Annotated in this window: 15 protein-coding genes; 14 read left to right on the top strand and 1 reads right to left on the bottom strand. The window is 37.0% G+C overall.

Annotation, left to right across the window (positions count from 1 at the left end):
- Nucleotides 1-49 precede the first annotated feature (49 nt).
- From RK01_RS06755 to RK01_RS06715, 9 genes are all read left to right on the top strand, one after another.
- Complete coding sequence (locus RK01_RS06755) at nucleotides 50-2,902, top strand: sigma-54-dependent transcriptional regulator (RefSeq protein WP_016172547.1); 2,853 nt, start codon at nucleotides 50-52, stop codon at nucleotides 2,900-2,902.
- Between the two features lie 229 nt (nucleotides 2,903-3,131).
- Nucleotides 3,132-3,623: a mannose/fructose/sorbose PTS transporter subunit IIB gene (locus RK01_RS06750; RefSeq protein ID WP_195515618.1), complete on the top strand. Its 492-nt coding sequence runs from the start codon at nucleotides 3,132-3,134 to the stop codon at nucleotides 3,621-3,623.
- An 87-nt stretch (nucleotides 3,624-3,710) separates the two neighbouring features.
- Complete coding sequence (locus RK01_RS06745; protein WP_016172545.1) at nucleotides 3,711-4,703, top strand: mannose/fructose/sorbose PTS transporter subunit IIB; 993 nt, start codon at nucleotides 3,711-3,713, stop codon at nucleotides 4,701-4,703.
- A 24-nt stretch (nucleotides 4,704-4,727) separates the two neighbouring features.
- Nucleotides 4,728-5,537, top strand: coding sequence for a PTS mannose/fructose/sorbose transporter subunit IIC (locus RK01_RS06740; protein ID WP_016172544.1), 810 nt, complete (start codon nucleotides 4,728-4,730; stop codon nucleotides 5,535-5,537).
- Between the two features lie 22 nt (nucleotides 5,538-5,559).
- Nucleotides 5,560-6,471, top strand: coding sequence for a PTS system mannose/fructose/sorbose family transporter subunit IID (locus RK01_RS06735; protein ID WP_016172543.1), 912 nt, complete (start codon nucleotides 5,560-5,562; stop codon nucleotides 6,469-6,471).
- A gap of 105 nt (nucleotides 6,472-6,576) precedes the next feature.
- Entirely contained in the window at nucleotides 6,577-6,966 is a 390-nt protein-coding gene (locus tag RK01_RS06730; RefSeq protein ID WP_016172542.1) for a DUF956 family protein, read from the top strand.
- A gap of 146 nt (nucleotides 6,967-7,112) precedes the next feature.
- On the top strand, nucleotides 7,113-7,352 hold the full coding sequence (locus tag RK01_RS06725; protein ID WP_308618278.1) for a GlsB/YeaQ/YmgE family stress response membrane protein: 240 nt from the start codon (nucleotides 7,113-7,115) through the stop codon (nucleotides 7,350-7,352).
- A gap of 182 nt (nucleotides 7,353-7,534) precedes the next feature.
- Nucleotides 7,535-8,602, top strand: a complete 1,068-nt coding sequence (locus tag RK01_RS06720; protein ID WP_016172540.1) for a M24 family metallopeptidase — start codon at nucleotides 7,535-7,537, stop codon at nucleotides 8,600-8,602.
- Between the two features lie 131 nt (nucleotides 8,603-8,733).
- Nucleotides 8,734-9,537 (top strand): helix-turn-helix transcriptional regulator, encoded by an 804-nt coding sequence (locus tag RK01_RS06715; protein ID WP_016172539.1) that lies wholly within the window; start codon nucleotides 8,734-8,736, stop codon nucleotides 9,535-9,537.
- Nucleotides 9,538-9,757: 220 nt separating this feature from the next.
- On the opposite strand, the gene RK01_RS06710 is transcribed toward RK01_RS06715, so the two are convergent.
- On the bottom strand, nucleotides 9,758-11,071 hold the full coding sequence (locus RK01_RS06710; RefSeq protein ID WP_016171469.1) for an IS1380 family transposase: 1,314 nt from the start codon (nucleotides 11,069-11,071) through the stop codon (nucleotides 9,758-9,760).
- A gap of 267 nt (nucleotides 11,072-11,338) precedes the next feature.
- Here RK01_RS06710 and RK01_RS06705 point away from each other — a divergent pair, with 267 nt between their 5' ends.
- From RK01_RS06705 to RK01_RS13730, 5 genes are all read left to right on the top strand, one after another.
- Nucleotides 11,339-12,685 (top strand): carbohydrate ABC transporter substrate-binding protein, encoded by a 1,347-nt coding sequence (locus tag RK01_RS06705; RefSeq protein WP_016172538.1) that lies wholly within the window; start codon nucleotides 11,339-11,341, stop codon nucleotides 12,683-12,685.
- A gap of 117 nt (nucleotides 12,686-12,802) precedes the next feature.
- Nucleotides 12,803-13,693 carry a carbohydrate ABC transporter permease gene (locus RK01_RS06700; protein WP_016172537.1) on the top strand — a complete coding sequence of 297 codons (891 nt, stop codon included), beginning with the start codon at nucleotides 12,803-12,805 and terminating at the stop codon, nucleotides 13,691-13,693.
- Between the two features lie 12 nt (nucleotides 13,694-13,705).
- Nucleotides 13,706-14,572: a carbohydrate ABC transporter permease gene (locus RK01_RS06695; protein WP_016172536.1), complete on the top strand. Its 867-nt coding sequence runs from the start codon at nucleotides 13,706-13,708 to the stop codon at nucleotides 14,570-14,572.
- Nucleotides 14,573-14,583: 11 nt separating this feature from the next.
- Nucleotides 14,584-16,737 carry a 1,3-beta-galactosyl-N-acetylhexosamine phosphorylase gene (gene gnpA, locus RK01_RS06690; RefSeq protein WP_016172535.1) on the top strand — a complete coding sequence of 718 codons (2,154 nt, stop codon included), beginning with the start codon at nucleotides 14,584-14,586 and terminating at the stop codon, nucleotides 16,735-16,737.
- Complete coding sequence (locus tag RK01_RS13730; protein ID WP_016172534.1) at nucleotides 16,730-16,894, top strand: DUF6903 family protein; 165 nt, start codon at nucleotides 16,730-16,732, stop codon at nucleotides 16,892-16,894. The genes gnpA and RK01_RS13730 overlap by 8 nt, the downstream gene beginning before the upstream one ends.
- The last annotated feature ends 2 nt before the right edge of the window (nucleotides 16,895-16,896 follow it).

Below are 16,896 nucleotides of genomic sequence, written 5' to 3'. Positions count from 1 at the left end.
ATGAAACAACACAGATGACACACTAGCGTAAATAAGGTGAGGAGATTCAATGACAAAGAGAATTGAACGTGTTTATCAGTTTGTTGCAATGAATGATCAGTTTCAAACCGGACTCACCACAAATGATGTGGCAGAAGGGCTTACGTTGCAGCGAACGAATGTCAGTAAAGATTTGAATAAATTGGTGCGAGCAGAACGCTTATTTAAAATTGATGGTCGGCCTGTTCGATATGCTATTTCTCAAAAGGGCGTCTCGCCTAAGGAAAATGACACAACACAAGAGTTCTACCCTAAAAATAATCATGTATTAAGTTATAAAGAAAACCCAACGGTAAGTCAGAAAAAGAGTTTGCCCCAAGATTTACGTCGGGGGGATATTTTTTCCCGTATTATTGGTTCAAATGGGAGTATGAAAAATGCTGTTGAACAAGCCAAAGCTGCTATTTTATATCCTCCCAGAGGCTTAAATTGTCTCATTACAGGACCAACAGGGTCTGGGAAAACTTATTTTGCTCATGCAATGTTTCGTTTTGCTATAACCAGTCATGTAATTGAAGAAGAAAAAGAATTAATTGTTTTTAACTGCGCGGATTATGCGAATAATCCTGAACTTTTGATGAGTCATTTATTTGGGTACGTGAAAGGTGCTTTTACAGGAGCTGAACAAGATAAAACCGGGATTATTGATCAAGCTGATGGCGGCATGCTCTTTTTAGATGAAATCCACCGTTTGCCTCCTGAAGGGCAAGAGATGGTTTTTTATTTTATGGATCATGGTACTTTTTCTCGCTTAGGAGAAAGTAGCAAAAATCATAAAGCCGATGTCCGGATTGTAGGAGCTACTACAGAAGATCCAAGTTCTTCTTTACTGGATACTTTTGTAAGAAGAATTCCTATAAACATTCAATTACCTGCTTTTGATCAACGTCCGGCCAGTGAAAAAGTCGATTTGGTAAAAGTGATGGTCGCCCAAGAAGCTGGCCGTATTGATCGCCAAATATCTTTGACCGAAGATGTCGTGAAAGCTTTAATTGGCAGTGTTAGTTATGGAAATATTGGCCAATTAAAATCGAATGTTCAACTTGTTTGTGCTCGTGGTTTTTTAAATCATATGAACAGTGAAGAGATGAATATTACTATTGACGACTTACCAGAGGGGATTCGTTCCGGCTTACTATTACTTGCCAATAAAAGAGAAGTGCTAAACGAGTTGTCAAAAGTTTTAGATCCTAAAATTGTGATTGCTCCAAATGATCAGATGATTTTAATTCAACAAGATACTTATGAATTGCCATACAATTTGTACGATATTATTGGCGACAAAGCTGCATTGTTAAAAGCGGATGGGTTAGATCAAAAGACCATTAATCACTTTATCTCCACAGATATCAATGTTCATTTGAAATCATTTTATAAAAATCATGGCTTTGCTTTTAATGCCGATAATAAATTAGCAGAATTCGTTGATCAAAAAGTCATTGATACCACCAATCATATTTATGATATGGTACGGGAAAAATTAGGGTATGCTTTTCAACAAAATTTTGTCTATGCTATGAGCCTACATATCAGTTCTTTTTTGAAAAAGTTAGAACATGGTGAAGAACGAAGTACCAATGATAATATCCGCCAAATGGTAGCAGGTTTTCCAGCTGAATTTCAAATTGCACGGAAAATTCGCCATTATATTAGTGAAAGCTTTACGGTAGAAATTCCGGAAAGCGAAGATTATTATTTAGCGGTCTTGTTGATTTCTTTACGGGCGAATCAAAAAGATGGCAAAATTGGTGTCGTGGTGGCTGCTCACGGCAACAGTACTGCTACTAGTATGGTGGAAGTGGTAACGCAATTATTAGATATTGACCAAGTGCAAGCCGTTGATATGCCTCTTGATATGCCGCCAAAAATTGCTTTAGAAAAAGTTAGGCGTGCAGTGACCGAAGTAGATGATGGTTCTGGAGTAATGCTACTTGTAGATATGGGGTCTTTAGCAACTTTTGGCAATGAAATTACCCAAAATACCGGTATTGAAGTACGGACAATTGATATGGTAACAACAGCAGTTGTTTTGGAAACTGTTCGTAAAGCTTCGGTACTTGGAACAGATTTGGATAGTTTGTATGAGGCTTTACACAAGTTCAATGGTTATACTTTAATACCACAAAAAAATGAGATAACTCAAAACAAACCAACTGCCATTTTAGCTGTCTGCGCTTCTGGTGAAGGAACTGCTCAACGTATCAAAGAAATTATTCAACGTTCTTTAAGTGGGGAGCAAAAGCAACTGCAAGTCATTACGCAATCCGTCGTTACGTTACCTGAACGTTTGCAAAAAATTCAAAATGACTACAACTTACTTGCTGCTACAGGAATTGTTGATCCTAAAATTAATGCTCCTTTTATTCCTTTGGATCGTTTTATTAATCAAGATGTGAAAGCTATCTTAAACCGTTTATTACTGGATCATGAACAATTGGCCACTTACCCAAGTGAAGCTATTCAAGGTGAAAAAGCCGTGGAATTGATTAACCGGTTTATTCATGAAAACTTTACTTTTATTAATGGGGACAAATTGGCTCAGCCAATTTGGGATTTTGTAACTAATTTAGTAGAAGATGTAGGCTTAAGTACTCGTGATTTTGGCTTGGAAATAAACTTAGCTTTGCATACAGCTGGTGTTTTAGAGCGCGTCTTATTAAAACAACCTTTGGCAGTAACCACCACCGAGGCTGAACAATTGCTAAATGAATCTCTTTATGAGCAGGTGCATAATCACATTCAGTCTTTTGGACGTATGTTGCGTTTGAATATTCCGCCATCTGAGGAATATTACGTTTTAGAAGTAATCAAAGCACGCATTAATGAATCGCATAAAAAGAATGTATCTTCTGAGGAATTATAGAGAATACACAAAAAGCGACACACTGTATTGAAGTGTGTCGCTTTTTGTGTGTCGTAAAATTCATAGATAATTCTTTATAATTAAGGATTTTTAAAGATGTGTATCGTTTTTAAAGTTGGCACGCATCTTGCTTATATATAAGTGACACAGGAGGTGAAAGACTCTGAAGTGAGCAGGATTTAAAATTTTGACTGCTCAGTTTTATTAAGTAGGAGGGTTACTTATGAGCATTGATATTCGCTTAGCGCGCATTGATGATCGTCTGATTCATGGTCAAGTTGCAACGGCCTGGTCCAAACAGACTGGGATTGAACGCATCTTAGTGGTTTCAGATGAAGTGGCCCAAGATCAATTACGGCGGTTTTTGTTGCAGGAAGCATCTCCACCGGGTATCAAATCAAATGTCATTAGCGTAGATAAAATGATTGCGTTATATCACGAAGATTTATTAGCCGGTCAAAAAGTTATGTTGTTATTCACTGATCCTCATGCGGTAGCACGTTTGGTTCAAGGTGGTGTCAAATTGACATCGATTAACATCGGAGGAATGCGATTTACAGTTGGTAAGAAGATGTTGACAAACTTTGTTTCTTTAGATCAAGGAGATATTAAAGCTTTTGAATATCTTGCTCAGCAAGATATTGAATTGGAGCTAAGAAAAGTCCCCGCTGATCGCAAAGTCTACTTAATGGAATTGTTGGAAAAAGAAAATTTTGTCTAGTTGGTTTTAATCGTCGCCCTTTTAAGAAATTATTTATTCATATTTTAGACGATTATTAAAACAAAAATGTTAATAGGAGGTATACAGATGGTAGGAATTATCCTGGCTAGTCACGGGGAATTCGCAGAAGGCATCTTGCAATCTGGCGCAATGATTTTCGGAGAACAAGAAAACGTTAAAGCAGTAACGTTAATGCCAAGCGAAGGTCCTGATGATGTAAGAGCCAAAATGGAAGAAGCGATCAAGTCTTTTGATGATCAAGATGAAGTATTATTCTTGGTCGATCTTTGGGGCGGAACACCATTCAACCAAGCCAATAACTTGTTTGAAGCTCATAAAGACAAATGGGCAATCGTCGCTGGCATGAACTTGCCAATGGTTATTGAAGCGTATGCATCACGTTTTTCAATGAACTCTGCACAAGAAATTGCAGCTCATATCATTGAAACTGCGAAGGAAGGTGTGCGCATCAAACCAGAAGAATTAGAACCAAAAACTGCAGCTCCAGCCGCAGCTGGTGCAGCACAACCAACAGGGTCTATCCCTCCTGGTACAGTTTTAGGAGATGGACATATCAAATTTGTCCTATCTCGTATCGATTCACGTTTATTACATGGTCAAGTAGCTACTGCTTGGACTAAAGCAGTGGGACCTAACCGCATTATCGTAGTTTCAGATGCTGTGGCCAAAGATGATTTACGTAAAAAATTAATCGAACAAGCTGCTCCTCCTGGTGTTAAAGCCAATGTTATTCCAATTGATAAAATGATTGAAATAGCTAAAGATCCACGTTTTGGTAACACTAAAGCGCTATTGTTGTTTGAAAACCCTGAAGATTTATTAAAAGCTGTTGAAGGCGGCGTTGCTATTAAAGAAGTTAACGTTGGCTCGATGGCCCATTCAGTTGGTAAAGTTCAAGTCAACAAAGTATTGTCAATGAATGCAGAGGATGTTCAAACTTTTGAAACATTAAAAGACAAAGGTATCACTTTTGATGTACGTAAAGTACCAAGCAACTCAAAAGAAAACTTTGATGAATTGTTGAAAAAGGCAAAAACTGAATTGGCAAATGCCAATTAGTCATAAGAAAGAGGAGGCTTAATCATGCACGATTTAAACATAATCCAAATGATTTTAGTGGTCATCGTTGCTTTCTTAGCTGGTATGGAAGGAATCCTAGACCAATGGCAATTCCACCAACCACTAGTAGCATGTACGTTGATCGGTTTAGTAACTGGTAACTTAGAAGTCGGAATCATCTTAGGTGGTTCACTACAAATGATCGCCCTAGGTTGGGCAAATATTGGTGCCGCAGTTGCACCCGATGCTGCGTTAGCAGCTGTCGCATCCGCAATTATTTTAGTTTTAGGTGGACAAGGTAAAGCAGGTGTTGCATCTGCTGTTGCCGTTGCTATCCCATTAGCTGTTGCTGGTTTATTCTTAACCATGATTGCCCGTACTCTAGCTGTGCCAATTATCCATATCATGGATAGTGCTGCTGAAGAAGGTAATTATCGTAAAATTGAAATCTGGCAATGGATTGCAATTTGTATGCAAGGTTTGCGTATCGCAATTCCTGCTGCTGCTTTACTATTAATTCCTGCTGACACTGTTCGTAATTTCTTAGAATCTATGCCAGCTTGGTTAACAGATGGTATGGCAATCGGTGGTGGTATGGTAGTAGCCGTTGGTTATGCAATGGTTATTAACATGATGGCTACTCGTGAAGTTTGGCCATTCTTTGCTATTGGTTTTGTCGTAGCGGCTGTTTCACAATTAACATTAATCGCATTAGGTGCACTTGCTATTTCTATCGCTTTAATTTACCTACACTTAGAAGAAACTGGTGGTTCAGGTAATGGCGGCGGCAGTAATACTGGTGACCCATTAGGCGATATTTTGAATGACTATTAATCTTGAAGGAGGAGAACAAACAATGGCTGAAAAAATTCAATTAACAAAAGCAGACCGTAGAAGTGTCATGTTCCGCTCAATGTTCCTTCAAGGTTCATGGAACTATGAACGTATGCAAAACGGTGGTTGGGCATATGCAATGATCCCAGCAATCAAAAAATTATATACAACTAAAGAAGATCGCGCGGCAGCTTTAAAACGCCACTTGGAATTCTTTAATACACATCCATATTTAGCAGCTCCAGTATTAGGGGTTACTTTAGCTCTTGAAGAAGAACGTGCCAATGGTGCGCCTGTTGATGATGTTGCAATTCAAGGGGTTAAAGTTGGTATGATGGGACCTTTAGCCGGTGTTGGTGACCCAGTGTTCTGGTTTACTGTACGTCCGATGTTAGGTGCTTTAGGTGCTTCCCTTGCAATGAGTGGTAGTATCATGGGTCCATTATTATTCTTCTTTGCTTGGAATATTATCCGTATTGCTTTCTTATGGTATACTCAAGAATTTGGTTACCAAGCGGGTTCTAAAATTACAGATGACTTATCTGGTGGTTTATTACAAAAAGTTACTAAAGGTGCTTCTATTTTAGGGATGTTCGTTTTAGGTTCATTAGTACAACGTTGGGTAAGTGTTAAATTTACACCAGTTGTTTCTGAAGTACAATTGGACGATAAAGCTTATATCCACTGGGATAAATTGCCTGATGGCTGGGAAGGTATCAAAGAAGCCTTCAGTCAAGTTGGTGCTGGTCTTTCTCAAACACCTACAAAAGTAACAACACTTCAAGATAACTTGGATCAATTAATTCCAGGTCTTGCTGGTTTATTACTAACATTACTTTGCATGTGGTTATTGAAGAAAAAAGTTTCTCCAATCGTTATCATCATTGGCTTGTTCGTAGTTGGTGTTGGTTTACACGTATTACACATCATGTAATTGAACTTTTACAAGGGCTCAGGGGGTTTTCCCTGAGCTTTTGTTTTACATTGATGATAAGTTATGGCTATAATGTTTAATAAATATCCGTGAGGAGTGTCTGTAATGGTTCAATCTTTAAATACAAAGGTCGATTTAGCCATTGATGCAACGTCTTATTTAGGCATCGGTGAATATGGAAAAATTATGATTGGCAATAAAGCGTTTGAATTTTATAATGACCGTGATATTAATAAATTCATCCAAATTCCTTGGGAAGAAGTGGATTTTGTCGTAGCATCTGTTTATTTAAAAGGTAAATGGATTCCGCGTTATGCCATCCAAACAAAGAAAAATGGTGTTTATTCATTTTCTTCAAAACAACCAAAAAAAGTTTTACGCGCGATAGGTGAATACGTTCCGGCAGATCACCTTGTCCGATCCTTGACATTTTTCCAGGTAGTCAAGCGAGGATTGAAGAGTTGGAAGGTAAAATTAACTGGGAAAAAACAATAACCGTGAAGGCTTATGCTTTTATGGTTATTTTTTTAGGCTCAATATTTTCGTTGTATTTTGAAATATGTTACCATAAATTGCAAAGAACTACTGAATAACTATTTGTTGGTGAAAGCTATCATGAGTTAAATATTAGCTAAGGAGTGGTGAAAATGATTTGGACACTAATTGTTGGTGCAATTATAGGAGCGATTGCCGGCGGAATTACTGGCGAAAAAAGAGGTTGTTTATTTAATATTATTGCCGGTCTAGCTGGTGCATCGGTTGGACAGTCGTTATTTGGTGATATGGGACCGCATATTGCCGGTATGGCGATTATTCCCTCAATTTTAGGAGCCGTTATTATTGTAGCAATTGTATCTTTTTTCTTCGGTAAAACTAAATAGCACACTTTATGATTCCGAATATCTCTTTCTAAAAAACTTTTATTAGCAGAAACTAGCGTTACTTTTGCAGATAAAAGTTTTTTGGGTTATTTTATTTTGACAGATATTGTCGCAATCTTTTTTATTTTGCTACTTATTTGCTATAATGATTGAGAACTGCAAAAGAAAGAAGGAATTGAATGATGATGTTACGAGTTGAAAAATTGCGTCAAGCGATGCGTAAAGAACAAGTAGATGGCTTTTTAGTAACAAGTCCTTACAATCTACGTTATTTGACTAATTTTACAGGGACGACAGGTTTAGCTGTTATTACATTAGATAAAGCCTTTTTTGTTACTGATTTTCGCTATACAGAACAAGCAGCAGCCCAAGCACCGGATTTTGAAGTTATTAAAAATGTGGGACCAATTTTTGATGAGGTAGCAAAACTTTGTGCAGAGGAAAATATCAATGCCCTTGCTTTTGAAGAAGATTTTGTAAGTTTTGCGGAATACTCTGTCTTAGAAGAAATTATTGAAGAAACGCCATTGGTACCCATTCACGGGATGATTGAGGAATTAAGGGAAATAAAAGATGAAAATGAAATTGCAACGATACAAAAAGCATGTCAAATTGCCGATCAAGGTTTTGAACATGTGTTGAAATTTATTCGTCCGGGTATGACTGAAATTGAAGTAGCCAACCAATTAGATTTTTATATGCGTTCTTTAGGCGCTACTAGTGTCTCTTTTGATACAATTGTTGCAAGTGGCTTGCGTTCTGCAATGCCCCATGGTGTTGCGAGTGAAAAAGTAATTGAACAAGGGGATTTGATTACTTTAGACTTTGGTTGTTATTATGATGGCTATGTATCGGATATGACACGGACATTTGCGATTGGTGACCCAGGTGAAAAATTAAAAGAGATTTATCAAATTGTTTTGGAAGCCCAACTAAAAGTAATTGAAGCAGCGCAACCTGGTTTAACAGGAATTCAATTGGATGCTATTGCCAGAGATCACATTGCAGCTGCTGGTTATGGTGAAGCTTTTGGTCATTCGACCGGGCATGGTATTGGGTTAGAAATTCATGAAGGACCCAATGTTTCCTTTAGAGCAGATAAGCAATTTGTTATTAACAACGTTATTACTGACGAACCCGGAATTTATTTACCAGGTATTGGTGGCGTTCGAATTGAAGATGATTTATTAATTACGTCTGAAGGTAATGAAGTCTTAACGAAATCACCAAAAGAATTGATTATTTTATAGAAATTATGACCGTGCTACGAAAGGATGTAGCGCGGTTTTTTTATGGGAATGGCTAAAATTTCGCTTCTCAAAAAAATGATGTTTTGACGATAAATTAGTAAGCGGTTACAATGCCAGGAGGGGGGAGAAACATGGCAAAAGAAATTGACGAAGTTTTACAACAAGCTGAATTGATCTATATCCATCAATCAAAATTTAGTGAAGAAGATTGGCACAGTACTTTACATACGCATTATTTTACAGAAGTAATGTACATTTTGAGTGGAAAAGGTAGTTTTATTGTTGACGAGGCAGAATATCCTATTAAAGCCCATGATATTGTGGTGGTAAATCCGTATGTGCGTCATACCGAGAAGTCTTCAGGCGATTATCCCTTATGGTATATCGTCATTGGTGTAAATAATATTCGTTTTGTAAAACAAAATCATCAGGAAAACTACTATATTTTTCGTGATATTTTAGATGAGATGGTGCCTGTATTAAAGTTGATTATTGGCGAGATTAATGAGCAAGGAGAAGGGGCCGATTTTGTTTTACAAAAATTAGCCGAGGTGTTTTTAGTTAAAGTTTTACGTAGCAACAACTTTAATCTAATTGAAATAGAAAATAAAAACATTTCAAAAGATAGTGCAATTATTAAAGACTTTATTGAGCAACATTACAAAGAAAATTTGACGTTGGATGTTTTATCTAGCCATCTGCATTTGGATAAGTACTATATGATTCATATTTTTAAAGCGAATTTTGCTGAAACACCAATGAACTATATGATGCAAAGACGACTGGAAAATGCCCAAGAATTATTAATTAGTACCGATTATTCGATAGGACAAATCGCTGAAATTTCAGGATTTACCTCTCAATCCTATTTTAATCAAGCTTTTAAAAAAGGCGTCGGCTGCTCCCCAAATCAATATCGTAAACGTCAACTTTAGTTTTAGCATATTTCCTGAATAATTCATACTTTTTATAAACTACCAAATTTTATAATTATCTGTTTAGTTTTATGCTCAATGGTTCTTTTTCTCAAAAATATTTTTCTAAAGGGTTTAATTTATTTTTGCTAACTGATTAAGTTCAAGAAAGACCTCATTTTGGGCGCACTCATCCTATCGAATGGTTAACGAATTTTTTTGAATGGCGCAATAAACGCAACTAACACTGCAGTACCTGAATGTTTTGTAGAATCCGATAAAATAACTTCTGGTAAACATGGTAACTACTTAATTTCAAGTATTGTCTTCTTCCGGAATGAACTATCTTTCCAGCAATTTTAAAGAGAAATAAGCGAATAGTAGAAACCTGATACCCTTTCGTTTCATTGGTAAAACACAATGTTCGCATGAAGTTCACGATATTGTAAGCCAATAGGCTTACGATCATACGAGCATGATTTTCTATAAAACGTGGGCTATCTGTTTTATCCAAGTAAAAGCCGTTTTTTGCTTCCTTAATGTAATTTTCCATCGTTCCTCTTTTTGAATACGTTTGGAAAACCATTTCTGGAGAGACGTCTTTTGAAAAATTGGTAATGATGAATTCATGTCTAAAAAGCAATTCACTAGCTTCTCTGGTTGATTTTATGCAGATCCTTCTGGATTTTCCCCACGACTTTGCTTGATAAGTGGCGTTATAGTAATGAACTTCTTTCTTACTCCAATCGTGATGATCCTTAATGGTAACGAATTGCTCAGCGATTCTGTACAGATTACGATTGGATTTCAAACGGATAGTATACAAACTATCGTACTCTTCACAAAGTTCATACAAATCAGGCATTGCGAATCCACTATCTGCACGTACCATAATAGTGCTTACTGGTGTCACAGAGTGATAATGCTCAAATAATGGACGAGTAAATGCTGCGACGCCTTTTGAGGTGTAGACATTTCCAGAACGAAGTTCTGCTTTAAGAAAGTCTCCGGTAAGACCATCAAAGGCAACGAGTGGATGATAACCGGTTGTCTGGTAATGCGCATTATAATCGGTCATTTCTTGGTTTCCAAAGGTATCACTGTGAGTAGAATCTAAATCGAAAATCATTTCGTTCGTATTTCGAATCGTACGTGCTTTATCAATCAAAATCTGGTTAACCTTTTGTAGTTGGACGATATTTTCTGTTGACATCCGATCCCAAAAGCGAGAAATGGATGACTGTGAAGCCAACCGCTTTTTGCTTAAAACAGCTTGAAAGATAGGATCCGTTGCTAATATATTGGCTGAAGAATCTGTAGGATAGCCTGCAATCAACTGCAAGATGATTTGTTCCAGAATAGATTCATTTTCATGAACATGATACAGTCGGTCATCTTGAATCTGGATGTTTTTACATAAGATTTGGCTAAACTCAAATTTGTTCATGAACTCTTTTGCTAATATTAAGCCGGAATCTGAGGACAAATTTCCACCAGAGTGAGATACTGTAACATTTGAATTGAAAAGTAGACGATTTTCGTGTAAAGTTGCCATTGAGAGAACCCCTTTCTTTGGTTAGGTTTAGTCACTTTAACCATAGCAGATTGGGGTTCTTTTTGTACACCCAAAGGGTGCGAATAAACGAAACAAAATAGACTGTTATAACAAGGTTTTTGAAGCGTTTTTGAAAACTATGAATTATTCAGGTATTTTATTATTAAAGAAATATGTAAATAATTCTAAAAAAACAGCCAACATTTTAAAAGTAAAGCGCTTACAAAAAAGCTATACTAAAAGCATCAAAAGAGGGAGGAATCCGACATGAAAAAAGCATTGGGGATTACATTGGCTTTAGGATTATCAGGACTATTGCTAGCAGGTTGTGGCAGTGGAGGCAGTACAGATGGCAGCAATGGAGGGAATACAGACGGAGATAAAAAGGTATTGAAAGTGGCTGCGCTAGAATCTGCATATGGTGCCGATATGTGGGATAAAATAAAAGATGCCTATGAAAAAGACAATCCAGACGTGAAAGTGGAATTGACTGTTGATAAAAAGTTAGAAGATGTTATTAGTCCTAATATGAAAGCAGGCAATTATCCAGATGTTATTCTACTAGCTACCGGGCGTGAAGCTGGATTGACAGAAACGTTTATTAAAGATAAAAATTTAGAAGATTTAACAGATGTTTTTGATATGAAGGTTCCTGGCGAGGATAAAACCGTGAAGGATAAATTGATTCCAGGTTTTATTGATACATTAGCCACAAATCCATATAACAATAAAAAAACTTACATGGCACCGATGTTTTATTCGCCAACTGGATTATTTTATGATGCCAATTTATTAAAAACAAAAGGTTGGGAAGTACCAAAAACTTGGGATGAAATGTGGGATTTAGGGGAAAAAGCGAAAAAAGAAGGTATTACGTTATTCACTTATCCAACAGCAGGTTACTTAGATTCCTTTATGTATAGTTTGCTTTCTGTAACTGGTGGGCCTGAATTCTTCAATGATGCAATGACTTATCAAAAAGGCGCATGGTCTTCTAAAGAAGCGACTGAAGCTTTTGATACGGTCGGCAAATTAGCTAAGTATACCGCTACTACAACCGTGGCAAATGCCAATGATAATGATTTTACCAAAAACCAACAATTGATCTTAGACGATAAAGCAATCTTTATGCCTAATGGAACATGGGTACCAGGTGAAATGAAAGATGCACCTCGGGCAGATGGCTTTGAATGGGGGATGACTGCATTACCAGCCTTTGAATCCGGTGGCGATAGTTATTCTTATACATTTTTTGAACAAATGTGGATGCCGACAGGTGCAGCAAATAAAGAAGAAGGTAAAAAATTCATTGCTTATATGTATTCTGACAAAGCAGCAGACATTTTTAAAGATGCCGGCGCTATCCAACCAATTCAAGGAATGTCTGAAAAATTAGATGGGGAAAATAAATTATTTTACAGTATCTATGACAATGGTGCTAAAGCTGTCATGGGTGGACTTGAGAACACAGTGACTGTTGAAGGTGTGAATATGCGCGATACATTATTCAGTGCAGTTGACAGTGTGGTTTCTGGTGATAAGACTGTAAAAGATTGGCAAGATAGTGTTGTGACTGCAGCGGATAAAATTCGCGAAGCAGCAGATAAACAATAAGTAGCAGACAAAAGGCTGTGGCAAAGGAATTTGTGACAGCCTTTTCTCATAATAAAGTAAAAGTTATAAATAAAAAACGAACCGCTATTTGTAAATAATACTAAAAAAGGTGATCTTATGAATGAAAAAAAACAAAAGAAGGTGTTTATCACCTTATGTCTGCTACCGGCAACGTTGTTGGTTTTAATTTTCATGGTCTATCCCACTATCAATGTCTTTTTTATGTCATTGTTTAAATGGGGCGGATATTCTGCAGAGAAAACTTTTGTCGGCTTGGATAATTTTAGGACTCTCATTAAAGATATGGCATTTTTCCGCTCTTTTCAAAATACGATTTTATTAATCGTGATTGTAACCATTTTTACCTTAGCGTTGGCACTTATTTTTGCTTCGATTTTAACGCGAGAAAAATTCAAAGGTGTCAATTTATTTCGAATTATTTTTTATGTGCCAAATATCTTATCTATTGTAGTTATTGCTGCGATTTTTTCAGCTATCTATGATCCAACAAACGGGTTATTAAATAATTTATTCAGCGCTTTGCGTTTAGAAAACTTACAACAATTGTGGTTAGGTGATCAAAAAATTGTCATATATTCGATTGGAGCTGCCCTCATTTGGCAAGCAATCGGCTATTACATGGTAATGTATATGGCTTCGATGGCTTCCATTCCAGAAAGTTTATATGAAGCTTCTGCACTAGAAGGTGCGGGTGCCTTGCAACAATTCTTTACGATTACATTACCCTTGACTTGGAGTACGATTCGCACAACATTGACTTTCTTTGTTATTAGTACGATTAATTTAAGCTTTTTATTAGTAAAAGCCATGACAAACGGTGGGCCAGATGGTTCGACGGAAGTATTTTTAAGTTATATGTACAAACAAGCCTATACGAACTCCTCATATGGATATGGAATGGCAATTGGCGTAGTCGTCTTTACCTTCTCCTTTATTTTATCGGCTGTGTTAAATAAAATTACCAAACGTGACGTGTATGAATTTTAGGAGGGAAACAAGATGAAAAAAAACACAAAACTGTATAAAATCTTTGTCTATGTTGCCCTTATTACTTTGGCAATTTCGATTGTCGTACCGATTGCTTGGGTGTTTTTAGCATCGATAAAAGAGAATTCAGAATTCTATGGTGATCCTTGGGCTATGCCCAAAGGTTTTTATTTAGAAAATTTTGTAGCGGCTTTTGAAAAAGCCAACATGGGGCTTTACATGTGGAATTCGGTTAAAGTCACAGTACTTGCGCTATTCATATTGATTATTGTGGCATTGCCGGCAGCATATGTGTTGGCGCGTTTTAAGTTTAAGGGTCGGGGCATTTTAAATACTTTGTTTATGATGGGTCTTTTTATTAATTCTAATTATATTGTCGTACCAATTTTCCTAATGTTGTTAGATGGCGACAATGCGCTTAGAAAAATTAGTGGTCAGGGATTTTTTATTGATAACCTTTTTGTGTTAGCGCTGGTCTATGCTGCAACGGCTTTGCCATTTACTATTTATCTGTTATCGAATTATTTTCGTACTTTATCTTCTTCTTATGAAGAAGCTGCTTATATTGACGGCGCAGGCTTTTTCAAAACTTTAGTTGTCGTTATGGCGCCATTGGCAAAACCGAGCATCATTACTGTCATTTTATTTAACTTCTTGAGCTTTTGGAATGAGTACATTATTGCTTTAACATTAATTCCAGGACCTAATAAGACTTTGCCAGTCGGACTAATAAACTTGATGGCTGGACAAAAAGCCGCAGCAAATTACGGACAATTATATGCCGGTTTGGTGATTGTTATGTTGCCAACCTTAATTTTGTATATATTAGTTCAAAAACAATTAACCCAAGGAATGACAGTCGGTGGGAATAAGGAATAGGAGAGACGAAAATGGAAAAAGGAAGAGTAACTATCCCAAGTGAAAGTAATTTCTTGGCAGAAACCAAACGCTTAATGGCATTGTGGGGTGCAGATGCTATTCGTGATAGCGATGGGACAAAATTAGATGACGAGTTAAAGCAAATCGGAGCTAAAATTTATACAACGTATTTTGTGGCACGGGGACATAATGATTTTGCGGAAAAACATTTGGAAGAAGTACAGCAAGCTTTTCTGTTAAGTCAGCGGGTGACGGCAACAAAAACCACCGCGGTTATTCCTTTTATGGCAGGATACTTAGCAGAACAACTACAACCTAATTATCGCGAAGATCCAAAAGAATTTTGGGAAGTATATGACCGAACGTTAGGTGAAAAAGTTGCACCAGAAAATTGGGAAGTAAATCAAACCGAAAATAGCGTGCGACTGAAAAAATGGCATCCTTATCATGAATATACCGTTTCCTTTTTAGCCAGTATGGTTTGGGATCCAACGCAAATGTATAATCATATAACAAATGATTGGGGAGATAAATCCCATGAAATTCCATTTGATGTGCGTCAACCTGAGTCACAAGCTTTTGTAAGTAATTTTTTAACCAATTGGCTAGCAGAAAATCCAGACACAGATGTAGTCCGCTTTACGACCTTCTTTTATCATTTTACGTTGTTTTTTAATGATCAGAAAAAAGAAAAATTTGTCGATTGGTTTGGTTATGGTTCAACTGTTTCCGTCCGGGCGCTTAAAGCTTTTGAAAAAGAATATGGTTATAAATTATCCGCTGAGAATTTTGTCGATGAAGGGTACTATAATTCAACTTTTCGAGTACCTTCTCAGTCTTATTTAGACTATATTGATTTTATCCAACGCTTTGTTGCAAAAGAAGCAAAAAAATTAGTTGCAATCGTTCACGGTGCCGGTCGAGAAGCGATGATGTTTTTGGGCGATAATTGGATTGGGACAGAACCCTATGGCCCTTATTTTAAAGAAATCGGTATTGATGCTGTAGTTGGCAGTGTGGGCAACGGGACAACTTTGCGGATGATTTCTGAAATTCCCCATGTAAACTATACGGAAGGCCGATTTTTGCCTTACTTTTTCCCCGATGTTTTTTATGAAGGCAACGACCCAACTGTAGAAGCAAAACAAAATTGGCTAACGGCGCGACGAGCATTGTTACGTAAACCCGTTGATCGGATTGGTTATGGCGGTTATTTGTCTTTAGCGAATCAATTTCCTGGTTTTGTGGATTATGTCAGCCATGTGACGCAAGAGTTTCGTGAGCTATATGGACGAATTTCTGACACTAAACCCTATGTTGGTATTACAGTAGGGATTTTGAATTCATGGGGAAAATTACGGTCTTGGCAAACGCATATGGTTGCTCATGCGCTTTGGTATCAACAAATTTATAGCTACTTAGGTGTTTTAGAATCGTTATCTGGTCAAAAAGTAGCAGTAGAATTTTTGAATTTTACCGACTTAAAAGAAGGTGTACCAAGTGAAATTGATGTTTTGATTAACGTAGGTGATGCGGGAACGGCATTTTCCGGCGGTAAAAATTGGTCAAAGACAAGTTTGATTGAAACGATAACGCAATGGGTCGCAAATGGGGGCGGATTTATCGGTATTGGGGAACCAACAGCTTACCTAGCTAATGGGCGTTTCTTCCAGTTAGCCCACATTTTAGGGGTGGATAAAGAATTAGGATTTAGCTTATCGACAGATAAATATTTTAAAACAGAAAATACGACGCATTTTATCACCGAAAATAAAGAGGCTAAAGATTTTGGTGAAATGCAAAAAAATATTTATGCACTCTCAAAAGATACGCAGATTCTAAGTTATGTGGATGGAAGCGTTCAATTGGCAACGCATGACTTCTTTAATGGTCGGGGGGTATATTTTAGTGGATTGCCATATTCACCGGCCAACGCTCAAATCTTTTTACGTAGTATTTATTATGCTGCACATAAAGAAGAGCAGTTAAAAATTTGGTATGCCGACAATCCAGATATTGAAGTGCATGCTTATCCTGAAAAAAAACAATATGCAATTGTCAACAATACAGATTTGCCACAAACAACTCGTGTTTATACAGCAACAGATAACTATAATATTAGTTTAACTCCTGGCGCCATTGAATGGAGGGATTATGATGAATAAGGCAAAATATTGGTTTCAGGTCGCAGTTTTTATCATTTGTTTTTTACTAATTATTTATGGTCAAAAAAATATTGGCTATACTGGTTTGGCGCTTCAACTGTTAGGGCTGGTCGGGTTATTAAGTCTCTTGTGGCGCTATAATAAAAATTATCAGTAGGA

The organism is Enterococcus dispar ATCC 51266, assembly GCF_000406945.1.
Taxonomy (GTDB): domain Bacteria; phylum Bacillota; class Bacilli; order Lactobacillales; family Enterococcaceae; genus Enterococcus_C; species Enterococcus_C dispar.
This window is presented reverse-complemented; position numbering and strand designations above follow the sequence as displayed.

Bases quoted from the DNA above. Each gene is read 5' to 3' on its own strand.
- RK01_RS06755 (WP_016172547.1), top strand. From the start codon at position 50: ATGACAAAGAGAATTGAACGTGTTTATCAGTTTGTTGCAATGAATGAT.
- RK01_RS06745 (WP_016172545.1), top strand. From the start codon at position 3,711: ATGGTAGGAATTATCCTGGCTAGTCACGGGGAATTCGCAGAAGGCATC.
- RK01_RS06740 (WP_016172544.1), top strand. From the start codon at position 4,728: ATGCACGATTTAAACATAATCCAAATGATTTTAGTGGTCATCGTTGCT.
- RK01_RS06735 (WP_016172543.1), top strand. From the start codon at position 5,560: ATGGCTGAAAAAATTCAATTAACAAAAGCAGACCGTAGAAGTGTCATG.
- RK01_RS06730 (WP_016172542.1), top strand. From the start codon at position 6,577: ATGGTTCAATCTTTAAATACAAAGGTCGATTTAGCCATTGATGCAACG.
- RK01_RS06720 (WP_016172540.1), top strand. From the start codon at position 7,535: ATGATGTTACGAGTTGAAAAATTGCGTCAAGCGATGCGTAAAGAACAA.
- RK01_RS06715 (WP_016172539.1), top strand. From the start codon at position 8,734: ATGGCAAAAGAAATTGACGAAGTTTTACAACAAGCTGAATTGATCTAT.
- RK01_RS06710 (WP_016171469.1), bottom strand. From the start codon at position 11,071: ATGGCAACTTTACACGAAAATCGTCTACTTTTCAATTCAAATGTTACA.
- RK01_RS06705 (WP_016172538.1), top strand. From the start codon at position 11,339: ATGAAAAAAGCATTGGGGATTACATTGGCTTTAGGATTATCAGGACTA.
- RK01_RS06700 (WP_016172537.1), top strand. From the start codon at position 12,803: ATGAATGAAAAAAAACAAAAGAAGGTGTTTATCACCTTATGTCTGCTA.
- RK01_RS06695 (WP_016172536.1), top strand. From the start codon at position 13,706: ATGAAAAAAAACACAAAACTGTATAAAATCTTTGTCTATGTTGCCCTT.
- gnpA (WP_016172535.1), top strand. From the start codon at position 14,584: ATGGAAAAAGGAAGAGTAACTATCCCAAGTGAAAGTAATTTCTTGGCA.
- RK01_RS13730 (WP_016172534.1), top strand. From the start codon at position 16,730: ATGAATAAGGCAAAATATTGGTTTCAGGTCGCAGTTTTTATCATTTGT.